The sequence below is a fragment of the Streptosporangium sp. DT93 genome, from assembly GCF_049844535.1.
Lineage (GTDB): Bacteria > Actinomycetota > Actinomycetes > Streptosporangiales > Streptosporangiaceae > Streptosporangium.
Genome location: NZ_JBNCLF010000019.1, coordinates 1 through 17,694 on the forward strand (window position 1 = coordinate 1; position 17,694 = coordinate 17,694).

The window sequence follows — 17,694 nt, forward strand, 5'->3', positions numbered from 1 at the left end:
CCCCCCCGCCCCGGCGCGCGGGGGGGGGGGCGGGGGCGGGCCCCCCCCCCCCCCCGGCGGGCCCCCCCCCCCCCCCCCCCCGGCGGGTGGACCGGAGCGGCCCCGGCCCCCTTACCGGGAGGCGGTCAGGCGGACGGCCGCTCGTCGATGGAGTCGACCCGGTCGGGGTAGAAGGCGACGTGGTCCTTGATCTCGGCGACGGCCGGGTGCGGCGACTCGTACACCCACAGCGCGTCCACCACCTGCTTGCCGTCCACCGTCACGCTGTAGTAGCTCGCGTCGCCCTTGAACGGGCAGTAGGTGGCGGTGTCGGTCCGCTCCAGCAGCGAGCGGTCGACGTCGTCGATCGGGATGTACTGAACGGGTGGGTACGAGGCCTCCTGCAGCGTCAGCACGCGCCGCGAGTCGGCGACCACGTGGCCGGAGACCGAGACGACGATCCGGGCCGGGTTCTCCGTGATCGTGATCGGATGCTTGGCGCTGGGCTGCAGAACGGGCTTGGCGGTCATGGCGGGCACCCCTTTCTCTCACGACCAGTCTGCCGCAGCCCGCCTTCGGAGCATCGGCTCCCCTCCCTCCTCGCGGTGAACACCTCAGGGGAGACCTGCGGAGGGGCGTGCCGGTACGGAACCCCGAAGGGTTCGCGGCAGGTGGAGGGCCAGGAGGCCGACCCAGCAGAAGCCGGTCGTGATCGAGATCCGTTGCAGCAGGCCACCGAGGGCGGCGAAGTTCCCCTCCCTGGAGAACCCCGTCCCGGCGAGCACGAACGAGACGATGAACACCAGCCCGGCGGCCGCCGAGCAGATCGCCCAGCCGGGCTCGCCCCACCCGGCGAAGCGGCGCGCGAACACGAAGCACGCGGCGGCCAGCGCGGCGAAGAACAGCAACGAGAACGGCACGTCGTGGAGCCGTCCCTGCCAGGTGGAGACGCCGTGCGCGGGTGTGCCGGGCGGATAGCCGCCGACCGGGTCGGTCGGGAAGACACCGGCGCCGATCAACCCGATCGCGGACGCCCCGAGCAGCAGCGGACCCCAGGTCGAGCGCCGTCCGGGCGCGCGAAGGTCCCGGCGCAGGCCGAGGGCGAAGACCAGCAGGAGCAGACCGGAGACGAGAAAGTTGGCGACCTGCGTCCATCCGTACGGGCCGAGGGACAGTGAGCTGACCGGGTGGCGCATCGGGTCGTAGCCGGTGTGGGTGGCCCCCTCGATCAGGAAGGCGACGACGAACAGCGGTCCGCTGACCGCTCCGCACAGGTAGGGGAGGGTGGCGCGTCGCGCCGGGGTCGCGCTCTTCGCAGGGGGGCGGCGCATCGGACCTCCTGTGTTGAGATGTCCAGGATGTCCAGGCGGACGTTCCCGATATCCGGGCGGAGATGCCGGATGCCCCGCAACAACGCGGCATCCACCCGCCGGACAGGCGCGGCCGTGACGCGAGTCGCGGCCCCCGCTCCCTCCGCGCTCCCTCTCCGGCAGGTCAGGCGGGGCCGACCTCGGAGATCTGGTAGCGGGCCACGTCGGCGTCGCGGATCGCCACCGACTGGTCGTCGCTCGGCCCGGAACCCCGGAAGACCTCCAGGGTCTCCTCCGACTCCCACCGCTCGTAGACGTTGATCCGGCCCGCCTCGACGAGGTCGGCGCCGAGCGTGAAGTCGAGACAGCCGGACGCGGCGCGGGCCTGCTCGACCACGCTCACGCATCCCTTCAGGTAGTCGTCACGGGCGTCGGGATCGACACGGAGCCATCCTGAGACAATGATCATGCCGTCACGGTACGGCCCGCCACCGACAGAACCACCGGCACGCGCAATCGCGCGGTCGCGCATATCAGGCGCCTGCCGGGCACGTAGGATCCGACGGCCGGGCAGGCGCGGTGGAGACGAGGACGGCGGGGGCAGAGCGTGAGTTTCGATCTCGGAGTCTGGCTCGGAGCCGAACCGCTGAGCGCGGACGAGGCCCTTCGCCGCTACCTCGTCCGGAGCGGGAGCGAGGTCGCCTGCGGCGAGCCGAGCCCCGAGACGGCGGCCTTCTACGAGGAGCTGACGTCGGTCTTCCCCGACCTGACCGCCGAGAACTACGCGACCTCGCCGTGGTCGGAGCCGCTGAGCGTGGGGGAGGACTTCGTGCTGATGAGCGCGGTCTTCCCCCGGGCCGGTGAGGTGTGCCGGACGGTGCTGGAGATGTCCTGGAGGCACCCCTTGGTGATCTTCGAACCGTAGGGGTGCCTCAGGAGCCGTCGAACGGTCCGCCGACCGGACCGCGCCGTCAGCGAAACGACGCCGTCGGCAGAACGACGCCGTCGGCGAAACGGCGTCGTCAGCGAAACGGCGTCGTCAGCGGCTGACCGCGTCGCCGGACGGGCGGAGCAGGCCGAGGTCGGAGCGGCGGGGCAGGCTCTCCCAGTCGCCGTCGGCGGTGACCGCGAATGCCCCGGCGGCCGACGCTGTGGCCAGGCGCTCCTCGGGACCGGCCCCGGCGAGGGTCTCGGCGATCCACCCGGCCGCGAAGGCGTCCCCGGCGCCCACCGGGTCGACCTCGGTGACCCGGTGCGGCTCGGCGTGCCGTACGACGCCGTCGGAGAGTTCCATCGCGCCCAGCGAGCCGCGCTTGACGAGGACGTGGCGCGGGCCGAGCTCGGACAGGGCACGGGCCAGGGCGAGCTGGTCGTCGCCCTCGACGACCAGGCGGGCCTCGGCCTCGGTCGCGAACACGACGTCCACCCCCGGGACGATCTCCTTCAGCACGGCGGACGCCTCGGCGGGCGCCCACAGCGCCCGGCGGTAGTTGACGTCCATCGAGACGGTCACGCCCGCGTCGCGGGCCTCGGCGATCGCGGCCCGCACCGCGTCGGCGGCGGACGCCGACAGCGCCGGCGTGATGCCGGTGACGTGCAGCACGCGGGCCGAACGGATCATCGGGACGTCCAGGTCGGCCGGGCAGAGCCGGGAACCGGCGCTCGCCGAGCGGTAGTAGCGCACGTCCACCGCCTCGGCCGTGCGCCTGCTCTTGACCATCAGCCCGGTGGGCGCGTCCGGGTCGACCCGCATCCCCCGCACGTCGACGCCCTCACCGGCCAGCGTCGAGCGGAGCAGCCCTCCGAACTCGTCGTCGCCCACCCTGCCGATCCAGGCCGCGCGCCCGCCGAGGCGGGAGACGCCGATGGCCACGTTGGACTCCGCGCCCCCGACGCCGAGCCCGAAGTCGCGGGCGTGCCTGAGCGGGCCGGTGCGCCGCGCGCTGAACAGTGCCATGCTCTCGCCGAGCGTGACCAGGTCGGTCATGGAAGGGGGCTCCTCACGCAGCGGGGCCGGTGGCCGGCCGTGCCCGGCGGCCCGTCGGGTCTCCCGGCACGATCCGGTACGTCGAATACCAGGTCAGGGGAGTGGATAGCGCTTTCTTTCGGCCACTGTGCAGCATAACGTCCCGTGTCCGGCGGCGGCCGACCGGCGCCGATCTTCTTCGCCGGCGGGGCCGGAAGGGCGGGTTCACGCGCCGGGCCCCGCGCTCCGCGGCTCGTCCCGTACCGATAATTTTTGCTCGGTCCAGGGCACAACTGTCCTTCGGGGTGCTTGACAGGCCAAAATTGATCCGTGGTCAGGATCGGATCGGTAGAGATGAACGATTGCGAGCAGGGGAAGCTTCCGCCCGTTCTGAGCCAGTTGTTCGCTGACGGAGCCGACGGGATCGGCGGGAGTGAGGGCCGGAGGCTCTCGGTGGACCTGCCGCCGGGTGAGCTGGTCTGGCCCGACCCCGGTTACGCTCAGCTCGCCATCCGTCACCGTCCGGCCTTCTGGCTCAGCGAGGTCACGGTCTCGGGGGAGTACTGGGCGCGGCTGCGGGCCGAGCACGGGCGGTCGGGATTGTGGCCGGTGCTGCTGGAGGACTCCGTCCAGCCCTGGTCGGCAGGTCAGATCGCCCCTGACGCGGCCGCCGAGATCGACAACTACCGCGTGGACGCGTTCATGGCCGAGGTGTGGTCCGACTGGATCTCCAGGGCCCACGTCGACCAGCTCGAACTGCTCGACCCCTTCGGCCCCGAGTGCCCCGGCCCGGCGCCGGCCGGCAGGCCCGCCGCCGACCCCGGGGTGGTCGCCGACTGGTACGCGGGGCTGGTGGCCGAGCGCAGGACGCCGCTCGGGCTCGTCGCGGTCGAGCGCGGGGCCGACGCCCTCGCCGTCATGGGCTGGCAGGGCGCGCTGAACCACAACGAGTGGATGGTCCCGCTCGCGGCCGTCGTGCGGAGCTGGGAGGACAGGTTCGGGGTGCGGGTGGTGGGGATGGGGTTCAACACCCTCGACGTCAGCGTGGCGGCCCCGCCGACGACCTTCGAGCACGCCCTGCAGGTCGCCGCGGAGCACTGGACGTTCTGCCCCGACAGCATCGTCCAGGGCGCGGGGACCCTCATCGACTACGCCGAGCAGATCAAGGGCAGGAACGCCTGGTCGTTCTGGTGGGACTGAGCCGCCGGACGGGCCGGAGGCCCCGCCGCCCTCGTCACGCGTGGTCATGGGTGCCGTCCCGGTCGTCCCCGCCGCACGCCTGCCGTTCCCGCCGTGCCTTTACCGTGCCCCTGCCGCGTCCGCCGTTCCCGGCATGCCCGGCATCCCCGTGCCGCACGGGGGTGCGGGCCGACGAGGCGTGCGCTGGAGCGAACCCAGATGTTGAGTGCTTTAGGGGACTTTTTGCCAACTAGGTAGATCTTATAGGGTTTTCGTGGCCTTTGCTTTGCTTTGTCTGGTTTAGGTGGGTAGTGTCCCCTGTTATCGGCCGGTGACCCGCCCTTCACAAGAGGGAGCGATCGGCCGGCGTCGAATCCCGAGAGCCCTCAGGGCCACGGGAACCGGGGACCCAATTTCCGGGGTGAATCCGCCGAGAACATGCGGCGGTAGGGCAACTCCACCGCCCGAACCCGTCAGCTAACCCGGTAGACGAGATGGAGAGGAGACCCCCTCATGGATGACCGCGTCACCGCGTCGGTGCACCCCCTGTCCGCGCCGACCCCCTGAAGCCTTCCCCCGCCCCCCGTCCCCCACAGCTTTCGCGCCGCGCCTGATCGCGGCACCTCCCGGTAGCGCTCTACGTAACGACTGGATTCATCCGGTTACGTCCCCATTCCGATGAGCGCGCCATCACCCGTGCACCCCTTTTCGGCGTGTCGCACGCGGTAGCCCCGTTCCCTCGCGAAAGAGCCTTTCCCCCATGCGTCTTTCTTTCGGCACGTGCAGAAACCGCCTGGCCGCCGCCACCCTCGCCGGGGTGAGCGTGCTGGCCTCCGCCGGTGTCGCCTCGGCGACGCCCCTCAGCCCCGGCTTCGCCGCCACCGCCCCCGCGGTGGCCGGCCCCGAGGACGGCGTCGAGGCCGTCCTGCTCCACGGATCCACCACGGCCTCCTACTTCTGGGACGACTCCTCGGGCCGCGCCGGTGACACCGGCCTGCCGGCCAGTGGCAGGCCGATGCAGAAGGGCATGATCGCCAGTCCGAGCTGGCCGCTGCTCACCGAGGGCTACATCCTCTACAAGGGCAAGCGGGCCAAGTTCTTCGTCGGCGACCGCGGTCCCGGAGTGCCCTCCAACCGGGGCATCATGCTCGACCTCGACGCCAAGACCTTCGCCGACCTGACCGGCGGCACGTTCAACACCGGAACGCTCGGCGTGGACGGCAACGGCGGCATGGGTCACATCGACGTCGAGTACGTCATCACCCGATGGGGCGACGGCGTGGGCAGGAAGAACCACCCCGTGGCCTTCTCCACCGGCGCCTGGGGTCGCAAGGACGCCAACCCGGCCGCGCCGCCCCAGACCGTGCTGGCCAAGTCCGGGCGCCCGCAGAAGCCCGTCGAGACCGAGCGCCTGAGCGCCGCCCCGGCGTCGTCGTCCGCCAAGCCCAAGGTCACGGCCGACGCCCTCTCGGCCCCCGGATGGACCGTGCGGGAGCCGGGCGCCGTCGTCTGGTGACCCGGTCCGGTGACCCGGCTCGCGACCCGCTTCCCGGCCGGTCCATGGCCGGGTCCGTTACCGGGTTCGTGACCGGGGCCGTGCCCGGCTCCGACGGCCGGGTCCGGTGGACCGGTCGCCCCGGCCGGTCCGGGACCACCCGCCGGCGCCGGATTCTCTCCAGAATGGCATTCTGTTTCGCAGGCTCAACAGAAGGAGTGCCATGACGACTCTGCGGACCCGGGCGAACGCCATCGAGATCGCCTACGACACCTTCGGCTCACCGGAGGGACGACCCCTCCTCCTGATCATGGGACTCGGTTCCCAGATGATCCAGTGGGACGAGGAGTTCTGCGGTCTGCTGGCCGGACGCGGGCATCACGTGGTGCGCTTCGACAACCGCGACGTCGGTGAGAGCACCCACCTGAACGAGGCGGGGGCGCCCGGAGCGGGCCCGCACGGCCGGGTCCCCTACCTGCTGGACGACATGGCCGACGACGCCGCCGGGTTGCTGGACGCGCTCGGCCTGGACTCGGCCCACGTGGCCGGTGTCTCCATGGGCGGGATGATCGCGCAGTCGCTGGCGATCCGACACCCGCGCCGGGTGCGCAGCCTCACCTCGATCATGTCCACCCCCAGCCCGCGGGCGGCGCCCCCGACGGAGGCCGCGATGGCGGCGCTCATGTCGCCGCCCTCGCCGGACCGCGAGGCCGCGATCCGGCGGACCGTCGCGACCTGGGACGTCATCGGGTCGCCCGGCTACCCGGCCGACCGCGAGCGGATCGCGGCGGTCGCCGCCCTGAGCTACGACAGGGCCTACGACCCTGCGGGCACGGCCAGGCAGCTTTCCGCGATCATGGCTTCCGAGGACCGTGCCCCGCTGCTGGCGAGGCTGACGGTCCCGGCGCTCGTCCTGCACGGCGAGGACGACCAGCTCGTCCCGCTCTCCGGCGGGATCGCCACGGCCGAGGCGATCCCCGGCGCACGCCTGCTGACCTTCCCGGGCATGGGCCACGACCTGCCCCGCGAGCTCTGGGCCTCCTTCGCCGACGCGATCGAGGACCTCACCGGCTCCGCCGAGCAGGCCGCCGCCCCCGCGCGGTGAGACCTCGCCGGCCCGCCGTACCGCGGGCCGGCGGCGTCGGCACCCGCCCGGCCAGTACCCCGGCCCGGGAGGCCGCGGGAGGTCAGACCTCGATCTTCTCCTCGATGCTCCGGAGGGTGTGGCGGGCGAGCGCGAGGTTGGACCGGTTCCTGTCGAGGGCCAGGTAGAGGAAGAGTCCCTTGCCGCCCCGGCCGGTGAGCGGGCGGATCACGTGGTACTGCGTGCCGAGCGTGATGAGGATGTCCTCGATGCCGTCCTTGAGACCGAGCGACTCCATGGTCCGCATCTTGGCCTTGACGACCTCGGTGTTACCGGCCGCGGCCACCTGGAGGTCGAGATCCTTGGAACCGCCCAGCGCGCCCAGCGCCATCCCGCTGCCGTAGTCGACGATGACCGCGCCGATGGCACCGTCGATCGCCATCATCTCCTTGAGAGAGATGTCCATGCTGCTCATTCGTGTCTCCGCTCACTGGGGTGTCGATGTGTGTGAGGTGATGGCGGCCAGCCGGGCCGCCGTCCTCCTGCCCTCCAGCCTGAGCAGCCCGAGGTTGGTCCCCGGACGCGCCAGCACGGTGAGGACGATCGTGGGGCCGGCGGTGTAGAGGGCCGCGTAGCCGTTGGTGCCGGAGATGAGCGTCTCCTCGAAGGCGCCCTTGCCGGTCATGCCCGTCATCCGCCGGCTCAGGGCCAGCAACGCCGAGGAGAGCGCGCCGATCTGCTCGGTCTCGCCGTTCAGGTCGCTGGCCACGGTCAGGCCGTCGACGCTGCTGGCGATGCTCCCGTCCACGTCGGGGATGCGCTCGCGCAGCAGCGCCATCTCGCGGCGTACCTCCTCGCGCAGTTCCACCGGTACCCTCCTTCCGATCGGCTTCGGCGTCCGCAGCCTCATCGGCGTCGAACCGGGATCACGTGAGTGCCTCCAATGCGTTCCTGAGCCGGATGAGCAGGTTCACGTCGGCCGGGTCCGCGTTCGCCCCGGGCAGCCACTCCGGCGTCCGTAAGGAACCCGCCGGGGCAGGGATCTCCGTGGCGCCCCTGGCCCGCCTGGGCAGCGGGTCCGGCGCGCCGGACGCACCGGGCGCGGCGCTCACGACGGATCCGGCGGTCACGGTGGGCGCCCCGGCCGAGGCCGAAGCACCGCAAGGGGCCGAAACACCGGAAGGGGCCGAAACACCGGAAGGGACCGGAGCGCCGGAAGGGGCCGGGGGCGGACCCGGAGCCGCGGAACCCGGGGACGGAGGGGCCGGGGTCTGGAGCAGGCCCGAGGAGGCGAGCTGCCGTACGGCCAGCAGTACCGAGTAGGCGGGGCGGCCCAGCCTGCGGGCCAGCTCGGCCGGGGTCGCGGAGGAGTCCGCGCCGACCAGCACCTCCCACTGCAGCGGGCTCAGCATCACCCGCTGGGCGCGGATGCGACGCAGCGGCACGACCGGGAGCGTGTCCAGCTCCGCCGACGGCCAGGTCCGTTCCAACCGTTCCCTCCTCCGCTCGCACTCCCGCAGGAGGCCGGTCACCTCGACGTGCCACTGCGGCCCGAGCCAGTGCCGTTCCCCGGGCCGGAACCGGGGCCTGCCCGTGGCCGCCCCCAGCAGGAAGTACGCGGCGTCGAGCACCGCGCTCAGCACGCAGAACTCCAGCTCGCCCCTGGTCAGCAGGCCGGTGGCGACCAGCCGCTCGCCACCGGAGAGCAGCGGCCCGCGGGCCCGCCGCTCTCCGTCCCCGCCCTCCCCGGACTCCCCGCTCTCCCCGGAGTCGCTGTTCTCGACGGGCTCCTCGCCGGTGGCGCGCCTGAGCTGCCGCAGGAGCCCGGCGGGGACTCCGAGGCCGGCGACGAGCAGGTCCTCCAGCCGGGGGGCCGCCGTGCTCTGGGCGTAGGTGACCCGCCCGCCGGTGAGGTAGAGGACGCCCGCCCGGCCGAGGCGGAGCGAGCCGGTGGCGCGGTCGGCGGCGAGCCCGGTGAGGACGCCGGCGACGCTCTCGACGCTCGGCACGGGGTCACGTCGATGTCAGGCGGCCGGAGAGCACCTGGAGCCGGTGACGGGCCAGCGCCAGGTTCGAGCGTTCCCGGTCGAGCCTGACGTAGATGACGAGCGGTCCGTCGAAGGGCGTCTCCAGCGGCCTCAGCACGTGGTGGCCGCCGTCGGTGGTGACCATCATGTCGTCGATCCGCACCGTGCCGCCAGGGGAGACGACGGCGAGCCCGTCCAGGGTCGCGCGCAGGGTCTCGTTCAGGCCGGCGGCCGACCTCTCCAGGTCGTCCACGCCGGTGGGGCCGCTCGCGCCGCCGGCCGCCACGGCCGTCCCGCTGGTCTGGTCGATGAGGATCGCGTCCAGGGCGCCGGGGATGGCCATTACCTCGGTCAGGCAGTCTTCGATTCCGAGCACGCGATCTCCCTCGCCGGTGATGTCATGCGTCGTCCGGACAGCGTAGGGAAAGGCGGCGGAATACTCCGGCCCATTGCTGGATTTGGCCGGAAAAGGCATACGATTCATTAACCGGGTGGGAAAAGACGTACCCCGGGTAGAATCATTCCTCCGAATCGCCGGTGATGAGCGCCTTCTCGTCCGGCTTGAAGACAAGAATGTTCTTCACGTAAGAATCCACCGCGGCGGGCAGGCCGACGTCGGCCCCGGCCTCCTCCGACATGTACCAGCGGTGGTCGAGCACCTCGTGGAAGAACTGCGCCGGCTCCAGCTTGCCCCGCATCTCCTGCGGGACGGCCTGCACCGTGGGCTGGAAGACCTCGGCCAGCCAGCGGTGGGCCACGATCGCCTCGTCCTCGTGACGCAGGCCGACCGAGACCCGGAAGGAGTCCAGGTCGTTCAGCAGCCGCCTGGCCTGGTTCTCCTCCACGTCCAGGCCGGTGAGGCGCAGCAGCCTGCGCTGGTGGTGGCCGGCGTCCACGACCTTGGGCCGGACGATCAGGCGCCCCGTCCCGGCCTTGCGGCGGACCATCATCTCGGCGACGTCGAAGCCCAGCGAGTTCAACCGGCGGATCCGCTGGTCGATCATGTGCCAGTCGACCTCCTCGATGATGTCGTCGGAGGTCAGCTCGCCCCACAGGCGGTGGTAACGCTCGCAGATGGAGTCGGCGACCCGCTCGGGGTCGATGGTGGGGTGCAGCAGCCCGCCCGCCTCCAGGTCGAGCATCTCGCCGAAGATGTTGGTGTGCGCCACCTCGATGTCGTACAGCCGCTGACCCTCGCTGATCATCGGGTGCAGCTCGCCGGTCTCGGCGTCGACGAGGTAGGCGGCGAACGAGCCCGCGTCCCGGCGGAACAGGATGTTCGACAGCGAGCAGTCGCCCCAGTAGAAGCCGCTGATGTGCAGCCGCACCAGCAGCACGGCCAGGGCGTCGAGCAGCCGGTTGAGCGTCTCGGGCCGCACGGTCCCGGACATGACCGCGCGGTAGGGCAGGGAGAACTGCAGGTGCTCGGTGATGAGCGCCGAGTCGAGCGGCTCGCCCGAGGCGTCGGCCCGCCCGGTGACCACGGCCACCGGCTCGACGGAGGGGGTGTCCATCCTGGACAGGTCCCACAGCAGGCGGTACTCGCGCTTGGCGTAGTACTCGCTGATCTCCTTGATCGCGTACACCCTGCCCGAGAGCCGGGTGAAACGCACCACGTGGCGGGAGATGCCGCGCGGCAGGGAGACCAGGCGGTGCTCGGGCCACCTCTCCAGCGGGACGTCCCAGGGCAGGCGGAGGAGGTCCGGATCGCTCGGGGCGCCGGTGAGCTGCAGGGGCATCGGGTCAGTCCTCGCGACGGGGGAAGGTGGGAGGGTCGAAGGCGCGCCGGACCACGTCGGCGAGCTGCTCCTCGGTGAGCACGCGGGGCTCGCCGACGGCCTTCGCCCGCACGTAGACCTCGCACAGCCACTCCAGCAGCCGGGTCGCCTCGTAGGCCCCGTCCAGGTCGTCGCCGATCGTGACCCCGCCGTGGTTGGCCATCAGCGCGGCGCGCTTCCCGGCCAGCGCCTCCCGTACGGAGGCGGCCAGCTCGGGGGTGCCGTAGGTGGCGTAGCCGGCGACGCGGACGGTCCCGCCGAGCAGCAGGGCGTTGTAGTGGACCGGCGGCAGCTCGCTCATGGTGGTGGCGACCACGGTGCCGAAGACCGAGTGGGTGTGCACCACGGCACCGGCGCCGGTGGCCGCGTAGACCGCCAGGTGCATGGGGGTCTCGGAGGAGGGGGACAGGTCGCCGTCGACGAGGTGCCCCCCGACGTCGACGACGGGGCAGGCGTCCGGCTCCAGCCGGTCCAGGGGGACGCCGCTCGGCGTCACCGCCACCAGATCGCCCGCGCGGACGCTGAGATTTCCCGCGGTCCCGACCACGAGACCGGCCGCGGCGGCGCGGTGGCCGTACTCACACAGCAGGCGGCGCTGCTCGGCCAGCAACATGCCCCAAAAGTAGGGGCTTGCGGTACCAGGCGGCAAACCCGCATTATCTGGTCTAGACCGGCCGCCGCCCCTCGGCGGCCGGAGCACACGACTCCTATACCTCTCTGACCTGCGTACGTCAACGGTCACCGGGAGAATATCGGTCGTCGTGGGCTGTTATGTCAGGAGATCGTGCCCTCTGGGCGCCCGACGGTTACCGGATAGGTCGCGGGGACATCACGGCTCGGTCTAGACCGGCCGGGGACCCTTGACGGTGGACTCAGGGGTACGTACCTTCGGGCAAACGTTTAGGAAACTTTCCTAATTCATCCCCCGTTCAGGAGGGTCGCATGGCTCATTCGGCCGGTACGCCCGGAGACATCACCCGGCGGCAGATGCTCCGCCGGATCGGCATGAGCGCCCTGATCGCCGGCCCCGGCGCCGGGCTGCTCACCGCCTGCGCCACCGGCGGTGGCGCGGCTCCCGCCTCCAGCGCCGCGCCGGCCGCCTCCGCGGGCGGTGCGGTCTCGGCGAAGAACCCGTTCGGCGTCCCGGCGAACGGGCCCCTGGAAGTCGTGATCTTCAAGGGCGGGCTCGGTGACAGCTACGCCGTCGAGGTCCACGAACCGCTGTACAAGAAGGCGTTCCCCGAGGCGCAGATCAAGCACGTCGCCACCCAGCAGATCTCGCAGACCCTGCAGCCCCGGTTCGCCGGCGGCGACGTCCCCGACATGATCGCCAACTCCGGCACCGACCTGATCGACAACGGCTCCTTGCAGAAGGAGGGCCAGCTCCTGGAGCTCACCGAGCTCTGGGACGCCCCCTCGATCGACGACCCGAGCAAGAAGGTGCGCGACACGGTCTCGCCGGGCACCGTCGAGTCCGGCCTCATCGACGGCAAGCCGTACCTGATGAACTACGTGCTCTCCACCTACGGCCTCTGGTACGACGCCACGCTCTTCGAGGAGAAGGGCTGGACGCCGCCGAAGACCTTCGACGAGTTCAAGACCTTCGCCGAGACGGTCAAGGCCGCCGGCATCACCCCGTTCGCGTACGCCGGCAAGAACGCCGCCTACTACGCGTACTGGATGATCCTCATCTCCGCCGCGAAGATCGAGGGCAACCAGATCCTCGTCGACGTCGACAACCTCGTCGACGGCGTCTGGCAGCGCGACGCCATGAAGCAGTCCGCCGCCGCCTGGGCCGAGATCGGCAAGCACATGGACAAGTCCTTCGAGGGCCTGATCCACACCGAGGTTCAGCTCCGCCAGAACCAGGGCAAGGTCGCGCTGTACCCGTCGGGCTCCTGGCTGGAGAACGAGCAGAAGGGGCAGACGCCCGCGGAGTTCACGTACGCGCTGACGCCCACCCCCAGTGTCACCGCGGCCGACAAGATGCCGTTCGAGGCCATCCGCGCCGCCGCCGGCGAGGCCTACATCGTCCCGTCCAAGGCCAAGAACCCCCGGGGCGGCCTGGAGTACCTGCGCATCATGCTCTCCAAGGAGGGCGCCAAGGGCTTCACCCAGAAGTCGGGCAACATCACCGTCGTGACCGGTGCCGCCGACGGTATGGAGCTGACCCCCGGCAACGCGAGCGTCAACGCCGCGCAGACCGCCGCCGGGCAGAACATCGTCACCTTCAGCAGCTTCGAGAACTGGTACAAGGAGTTCGAGACCGAGCTGCGCAAGCAGACCAACGCCCTGATGTTCGGCCGCATCTCCGCCGACGAGTTCTGCGAGAAGGTGCAGAAGGCCGCCGACAAGACCAAGGCCGACTCCTCCATCACCAAGCAGAAGCGGGCGGGGTAGCCCGCGATGCGGCAGGGCAGGTACCCGTTCATCGTCGGCTTTCTCGCCGCGCCCGTCCTCCTCTACGTGGTCTTCGTGGTCAGCCCGTACGTCCAGGCTTTCTACATCTCGCTGACCGACTGGAAGGGCGTCTCGGCGAACCCCCGGTTCATCGGCCTGGAGAACTTCACCAGGCTCCTCGATGACGAGGTCTTCTGGGCCGCGGTGCGTCACCACGGTGTTCTGCTGCTTGTCATGCCGCTGGCCACGCTTGTGATCGCGCTGTTCTTCTCCTTCCTGCTGAACCTGGGCGGCGGGCAGCGCGGCGGCCGGATGACCGGGATCTGGGGCTCGAAGGTCTACCGTGTGATCTTCTTCCTGCCCCAGGTCCTGGCCGTGGCCATCGTCGGCGTGCTCTTCCAGGCGATCTACCGCCCGGACGGGACCGGCGTGCTCAACAGCCTGCTCGGCAAGGTCGGCGTCGACCCGGTCGGCTGGCTCATCGACCCGGACATCGCCCTGCTGTCGATCATCGGGGTGATGGTCTGGCAGGCGGTCGGCTTCTACGTGGTGCTGTTCTCGGCCGGCATGGCCTCGATCCCCACCGACGTGTTCGAGGCCGCCGCGCTGGACGGCGCCGGCCGGTTCACCCTGTTCTTCAGGATCACGCTCCCGCTGCTGTGGGACACCATGCAGGTCGCCTGGGTCTACCTCGGCATCGCCGCCTTCGACGCGTTCGCCCTGGTCCAGGTCCTCTCGGTGGACCGCGGCGGGCCGGACAACTCCACCACGGTGCTGCCGATGGAGATCTGGCGCACCGCGTTCAACTTCTCCAAGTTCGGCTACGCCTCGGCGATGGGCGTGGCGCTGTTCTTCCTGACCATCACGTTCGCCGCCCTCACCCTGCGCGTGACCCGGCGCGAGAGGATCGAGTTCTGATGGCCACGGACACCGCTCACAAGCCCGCCACGCCCGCGCACGTGAAGCGCCGCGGGAAGAACCCGATCGGCGCCTTCGGGGTGCTCTCCCACCTGGCACTGCTCGTCTGGGCGATCCTGATCGTCGGCCCGATCCTGTGGACGTTCCTGTCCTCCTTCAAGACCAACACCGAGATCTTCGGGGACGCGATCACGCTGCCGGCCTCGTTCGGCTGGGACGCCTTCGGGCGGGCGTGGGAGAAGGCCCACGTCGGGCAGTACATGCTGAACACCGTCTTCGTGGTCGCGTGCGCCACGGCCGGCACCATGCTGCTGGGCTCGATGGCGGCGTACGTGCTGGCGCGCTACACCTTCCCCGGCAACAGGCTGATCTACTTCCTGTTCGTGTCGGGGATGACGTTCCCGGTCTTCCTCGCGCTGGTCCCGCTGTTCTTCGTGGTGAAGAACCTCGGCCTGCTCGACACCCACCTCGGCGTGATCCTGGTCTACATCGCCTACTCGCTGCCGTTCACGGTCTTCTTCCTGTCGGCGTTCTTCAAGACCCTGCCGACCTCGGTGGCCGAGGCGGCGATGATGGACGGCTGCTCGCACACCCGGACGTTCTTCCAGATCATGGTGCCGATGGCCAAGCCCGGCCTGATCAGCATCACGATCTTCAACATCCTGGGTCAGTGGAACCAGTACCTGCTGCCGATCGTGCTGCTCACCGGCAACGTCGAGGACAAGTGGCTCATCACCCAGGGCGTCGCCAACATCTCCACCAACGCCGGGTACGAGGCCGACTGGCCGGGCCTGTTCGCGGCGCTGAGCATGGCCATCGTGCCCGTGATGATCGTCTACATCATCTTCCAGCGCCAGATCCAGTCGGGCCTCACCTCCGGCGCCGTCAAGTGAGCCGTCACGTCGGCTCTCGCGTCGGTCGTCGGACGGGGTGCCGGACGGGGTGCCGGACGGGGTGCCGGACGGGGTGCCGGACGGACGTCCGGCGAACCTTCGGATGACCGGATCCGGTCAAATCATTCGTCCCGCCCGGTAATCCCCGGACGGGCGCCGGGAGTCGTTCATAGGCACGAACGACTCCCGTCCCCTTCCCGCGGAGCATCCGAACCATGGCCCATCACGACCAGGACTTCCCCTTCCCGTTCTTCGGCGCGGGCGAGGCGGGCTACTACATGTGGGCGGAGGTCCACGTGCGCTTCGCCCGGGAACCCACCTCGTCCCAGCGGGCGGCCATCGCCGAGGCCGTCCCGGCCCCGCTGCGCGGGGCGCTCGACTGGTGCGAGGGACGCCAGCTGATGGTCTCCAGCGGCCTGTCCCTGCACGGCGCGCTGGTCCGTTCCTACCCGGCCGCCGGTGACTCCGACCGGATCGACGACGACGGCTGGCTGCACGCGGCCCCCTCCCGGATCGCCGCGCTCAACGCCGACATCGAGGGATGGCTGCTCCGCATCGACCGGGAGTGCCCGGTCCTGGCCGCCTACCGCGCCGAGGACCCGGACGGCGGCGGCACCCGCCTGTCGGACTGGCACGCCTGGAGCCTCGCCCGGCTGCCCGACCTGCTGCCCGAGCTGGAGCCCCTTCTCGGCCGGGCCAGCCACGCCACCTCGATGGCCCGGGGCGTCCTGGCCATGGCCCGGCGCGCCGGGAGCCCGCCCCGGCTTGGCGTTCCGGCCGGGGGCATGATCTCCTGTCACGATGAATCTGCTTGACGACTCCGCGGTGCGCGACAGGCTCACCGGTCTGCCCGAGTGGCGGCGCGAGGGTGACGAGATCCGCCGTACGGTGACCGCGGCCGACTTCCCGACCGCGATCCGCATCGTGGACGAGATCGCGGTCGAGGCCGAGAAGCTCAACCACCACCCCGACATCGACATCCGCTGGCGCACCCTGAACCTGGTGCTGAGCACGCACGACGCCGGGGGGCTGACCGAGCTGGACTTCACGCTGGCCGCCCGCATCGACGAGATAGCCGCCTCCCACGCCTGAGCCGGGAGTCTCCCGCGTAGAAGGGTCGGGAGTCTCCTGCACAGGAGGGCCGGGAGTCTCCCGCACAGGAGGGGCCGGGAGTCTCCCGCAGAGAAGGAAGGCCGGACGGAGACCTTCACGGGACGGGTGGGGCAAAGGTGACAAGAGATGCCATTGACGGACGGGCTGGGACACGCGAACGATGAAGGCGTTCACGAGATCCCCCCTCGTGAAGGACGAACGAGAACCCTCTCCTTCTCCGGCCCTCAGCACAGGGAGCACCCATGCCCCACATCGCCCTCCCCTCCGACGAGCCCGGGATCATCGGTCTCTTCCGGTTCCGCCCGGAGACGGCGCAGCCGCTCAACCAGCTCGCGGAGGTCCTGCTGCGCGGCGACAGCACCCTGTCGCGCGGGGAACGCGAGCTGATCGCGGCGTACGTGTCGTCGCTGAACAGCTGCCGGTTCTGCTTCTCCTCCCACGCGGCGTTCGCCGCCGCACAGTTGCCCGAGGGGATGACGCTGGTCGAGCAGGTGCGCGCGGATCCGGACGGCGCGCCGATCCCGGCGAAGATGAAGGCCCTGCTGGGCATCGCGGCGGCCGTGCAGCAGAGCGGGCAGGAGGTCTCCGACAAGCACGTCGAGGCCGCCAGGGCGGAGGGCGCCACCGACGTCGAGATCCACGACACCGTGCTCATCGCGGCGGCGTTCTGCATGTTCAACCGCTACGTCGACGGTCTGGCCACGGTCGCCCCCGACGATCCCGCAGGGTACGCGGAGATGGCCAAGGTCATCGTCGCCGAGGGCTACGGCCACTGACCCGACCTGACCCGACCTGACCTGACCGGCCGCCCGTCGAGGCGGGTGGCCGGGAACGGCCAACACCCTGCGTGATCGAACGATCACGGTTATGGTGGGCGCTGTTCTTCATCGACCCGGTCAGGGAGATCGTGCATGCGCACCCTGGGAGTTCTCGTCGTCGCCGCCGTCCTGCTCTGCGCGGGCTGCGGTGATCAGGTCGTCGCGCAGCACTCGGCCGGACACAGTCCGAGCGCCGGTCCCAGCGGAGGGGCCGGCGGTGTGACCGGTGCCGGGCTCCGCCTCGCCGGGGGCGGCACGCTCGTCGCCCCCGCGCCACGGGCCTCCGCGATCGTCTACGACACCGCACTGGTGCCGCCGGGCGCCGAGGCCATGGTCACGGCGGAGTCCGGGTCGGTGCTCTCCACCTCGACGGTCACCGTCAAGGGCATGCTTCCGGCGCGTACGTACGGGGTGCACCTGCACGTCAATCCGTGCGGCCTCAAGCCGGACGACGCCGGGCCGCACTACCGCAGCGCCCACACCCACACCGCCGCCCACGCGAGCGCCGAGAACGAGGTCTGGCTCGACTTCACCACCGACGCCCGCGGTGAAGCCACCGCCACCAGCACCCAGGACTGGGCGTTCAGCCCAGGAAAGCCGCCCGGATCACTGGTGATCCACTCCGAGCCGACCCGCACGGCGGGCACCGAGGCCGGAAGCGCGGGCCCCCGGGTCGCCTGCGTCAGTCTCGTTCAACGCTGAGACCCGGCACCGGAGCGGTGCCGGGTCTCCGG

General features: G+C 70.9%; 21 protein-coding genes and 1 riboswitch. Of the genes, 11 read left to right on the forward strand and 10 right to left on the reverse strand.

Annotation, left to right across the window (positions count from 1 at the left end; all coding sequences use genetic code 11):
• Positions 1 to 125: 125 nt before the first annotated feature.
• The 3 genes from ACLQ2R_RS31545 to ACLQ2R_RS31555 all read right to left on the reverse strand — a co-directional run bounded on the left by ACLQ2R_RS31545 (position 126) and on the right by ACLQ2R_RS31555 (position 1,758).
• A complete protein-coding gene (locus ACLQ2R_RS31545) occupies positions 126 to 509 on the reverse strand; it encodes a DUF427 domain-containing protein (protein ID WP_425964795.1) in 384 nt (127 codons plus the stop codon).
• Positions 510 to 593: 84 nt separating this feature from the next.
• Positions 594 to 1,310: a DUF998 domain-containing protein gene (locus ACLQ2R_RS31550; RefSeq protein WP_425964797.1), complete on the reverse strand. Its 717-nt coding sequence runs from the start codon at positions 1,308 to 1,310 to the stop codon at positions 594 to 596.
• 163 nt (positions 1,311 to 1,473) lie between these two features.
• On the reverse strand, positions 1,474 to 1,758 hold the full coding sequence (locus tag ACLQ2R_RS31555) for a putative quinol monooxygenase (RefSeq protein ID WP_425964798.1): 285 nt from the start codon (positions 1,756 to 1,758) through the stop codon (positions 1,474 to 1,476).
• Between the two features lie 138 nt (positions 1,759 to 1,896).
• Here ACLQ2R_RS31555 and ACLQ2R_RS31560 point away from each other — a divergent pair, with 138 nt between their 5' ends.
• The gene (locus ACLQ2R_RS31560) at positions 1,897 to 2,214 is read left to right on the forward strand and encodes a hypothetical protein (protein WP_425964799.1); all 318 of its coding nucleotides are present in this window, start codon (positions 1,897 to 1,899) and stop codon (positions 2,212 to 2,214) included.
• Positions 2,215 to 2,328: 114 nt separating this feature from the next.
• Here the strand turns inward: ACLQ2R_RS31560 and ACLQ2R_RS31565 are convergent, their stop codons facing one another.
• Positions 2,329 to 3,276, reverse strand: coding sequence for a sugar kinase (locus ACLQ2R_RS31565; protein ID WP_425964800.1), 948 nt, complete (start codon positions 3,274 to 3,276; stop codon positions 2,329 to 2,331).
• A 378-nt stretch (positions 3,277 to 3,654) separates the two neighbouring features.
• Between ACLQ2R_RS31565 and ACLQ2R_RS31570 the strand changes: the two genes are divergently transcribed.
• From ACLQ2R_RS31570 to ACLQ2R_RS31580, 3 genes are all read left to right on the forward strand, one after another.
• Positions 3,655 to 4,455, forward strand: coding sequence for a DUF4253 domain-containing protein (locus ACLQ2R_RS31570; protein ID WP_425964802.1), 801 nt, complete (start codon positions 3,655 to 3,657; stop codon positions 4,453 to 4,455).
• Between the two features lie 336 nt (positions 4,456 to 4,791).
• Positions 4,792 to 4,941: riboswitch (cyclic di-AMP (ydaO/yuaA leader) on the forward strand.
• Between the two features lie 253 nt (positions 4,942 to 5,194).
• Entirely contained in the window at positions 5,195 to 5,950 is a 756-nt protein-coding gene (locus ACLQ2R_RS31575; protein WP_425964803.1) for a hypothetical protein, read from the forward strand.
• A 202-nt stretch (positions 5,951 to 6,152) separates the two neighbouring features.
• A complete protein-coding gene (locus tag ACLQ2R_RS31580; RefSeq protein ID WP_425964804.1) occupies positions 6,153 to 7,034 on the forward strand; it encodes an alpha/beta fold hydrolase in 882 nt (293 codons plus the stop codon).
• 82 nt (positions 7,035 to 7,116) lie between these two features.
• Here the strand turns inward: ACLQ2R_RS31580 and ACLQ2R_RS31585 are convergent, their stop codons facing one another.
• From ACLQ2R_RS31585 to ACLQ2R_RS31610, 6 genes are all read right to left on the reverse strand, one after another.
• The gene (locus tag ACLQ2R_RS31585) at positions 7,117 to 7,488 is read right to left on the reverse strand and encodes a hypothetical protein (protein ID WP_425964805.1); all 372 of its coding nucleotides are present in this window, start codon (positions 7,486 to 7,488) and stop codon (positions 7,117 to 7,119) included.
• Between the two features lie 12 nt (positions 7,489 to 7,500).
• Positions 7,501 to 7,881, reverse strand: coding sequence for a roadblock/LC7 domain-containing protein (locus tag ACLQ2R_RS31590; RefSeq protein ID WP_425964806.1), 381 nt, complete (start codon positions 7,879 to 7,881; stop codon positions 7,501 to 7,503).
• 58 nt (positions 7,882 to 7,939) lie between these two features.
• Complete coding sequence (locus tag ACLQ2R_RS31595) at positions 7,940 to 9,022, reverse strand: DUF4388 domain-containing protein (RefSeq protein WP_425964807.1); 1,083 nt, start codon at positions 9,020 to 9,022, stop codon at positions 7,940 to 7,942.
• A 4-nt stretch (positions 9,023 to 9,026) separates the two neighbouring features.
• Positions 9,027 to 9,416: a roadblock/LC7 domain-containing protein gene (locus tag ACLQ2R_RS31600; RefSeq protein WP_425964808.1), complete on the reverse strand. Its 390-nt coding sequence runs from the start codon at positions 9,414 to 9,416 to the stop codon at positions 9,027 to 9,029.
• Between the two features lie 142 nt (positions 9,417 to 9,558).
• Complete coding sequence (locus tag ACLQ2R_RS31605; protein ID WP_425964809.1) at positions 9,559 to 10,779, reverse strand: DUF4032 domain-containing protein; 1,221 nt, start codon at positions 10,777 to 10,779, stop codon at positions 9,559 to 9,561.
• Positions 10,780 to 10,783: 4 nt separating this feature from the next.
• Positions 10,784 to 11,431 (reverse strand): class II aldolase/adducin family protein, encoded by a 648-nt coding sequence (locus ACLQ2R_RS31610; RefSeq protein ID WP_425964811.1) that lies wholly within the window; start codon positions 11,429 to 11,431, stop codon positions 10,784 to 10,786.
• A 329-nt stretch (positions 11,432 to 11,760) separates the two neighbouring features.
• Between ACLQ2R_RS31610 and ngcE the strand changes: the two genes are divergently transcribed.
• The 7 genes from ngcE (at position 11,761) to ACLQ2R_RS31645 (ending at position 17,662) form a co-directional block, all read left to right on the forward strand.
• Positions 11,761 to 13,218: an N-acetylglucosamine/diacetylchitobiose ABC transporter substrate-binding protein gene (ngcE, locus tag ACLQ2R_RS31615; protein ID WP_425964812.1), complete on the forward strand. Its 1,458-nt coding sequence runs from the start codon at positions 11,761 to 11,763 to the stop codon at positions 13,216 to 13,218.
• Positions 13,219 to 13,224: 6 nt separating this feature from the next.
• A complete protein-coding gene (locus tag ACLQ2R_RS31620; RefSeq protein WP_425964814.1) occupies positions 13,225 to 14,136 on the forward strand; it encodes a carbohydrate ABC transporter permease in 912 nt (303 codons plus the stop codon).
• Positions 14,136 to 15,029 carry a carbohydrate ABC transporter permease gene (locus tag ACLQ2R_RS31625; RefSeq protein WP_425964816.1) on the forward strand — a complete coding sequence of 298 codons (894 nt, stop codon included), beginning with the start codon at positions 14,136 to 14,138 and terminating at the stop codon, positions 15,027 to 15,029. The genes ACLQ2R_RS31620 and ACLQ2R_RS31625 overlap by 1 nt, the downstream gene beginning before the upstream one ends.
• Before the next feature lie 215 nt (positions 15,030 to 15,244).
• Positions 15,245 to 15,844 (forward strand): hypothetical protein, encoded by a 600-nt coding sequence (locus ACLQ2R_RS31630; protein WP_425964817.1) that lies wholly within the window; start codon positions 15,245 to 15,247, stop codon positions 15,842 to 15,844.
• The gene (locus ACLQ2R_RS31635; RefSeq protein WP_425964818.1) at positions 15,831 to 16,121 is read left to right on the forward strand and encodes a 4a-hydroxytetrahydrobiopterin dehydratase; all 291 of its coding nucleotides are present in this window, start codon (positions 15,831 to 15,833) and stop codon (positions 16,119 to 16,121) included. Before ACLQ2R_RS31630 ends, ACLQ2R_RS31635 begins: the two co-directional genes overlap by 14 nt.
• A gap of 263 nt (positions 16,122 to 16,384) precedes the next feature.
• Positions 16,385 to 16,918, forward strand: a complete 534-nt coding sequence (locus ACLQ2R_RS31640) for a carboxymuconolactone decarboxylase family protein (RefSeq protein WP_425964820.1) — start codon at positions 16,385 to 16,387, stop codon at positions 16,916 to 16,918.
• 135 nt (positions 16,919 to 17,053) lie between these two features.
• Positions 17,054 to 17,662: a superoxide dismutase family protein gene (locus tag ACLQ2R_RS31645; protein WP_425964821.1), complete on the forward strand. Its 609-nt coding sequence runs from the start codon at positions 17,054 to 17,056 to the stop codon at positions 17,660 to 17,662.
• The last annotated feature ends 32 nt before the right edge of the window (positions 17,663 to 17,694 follow it).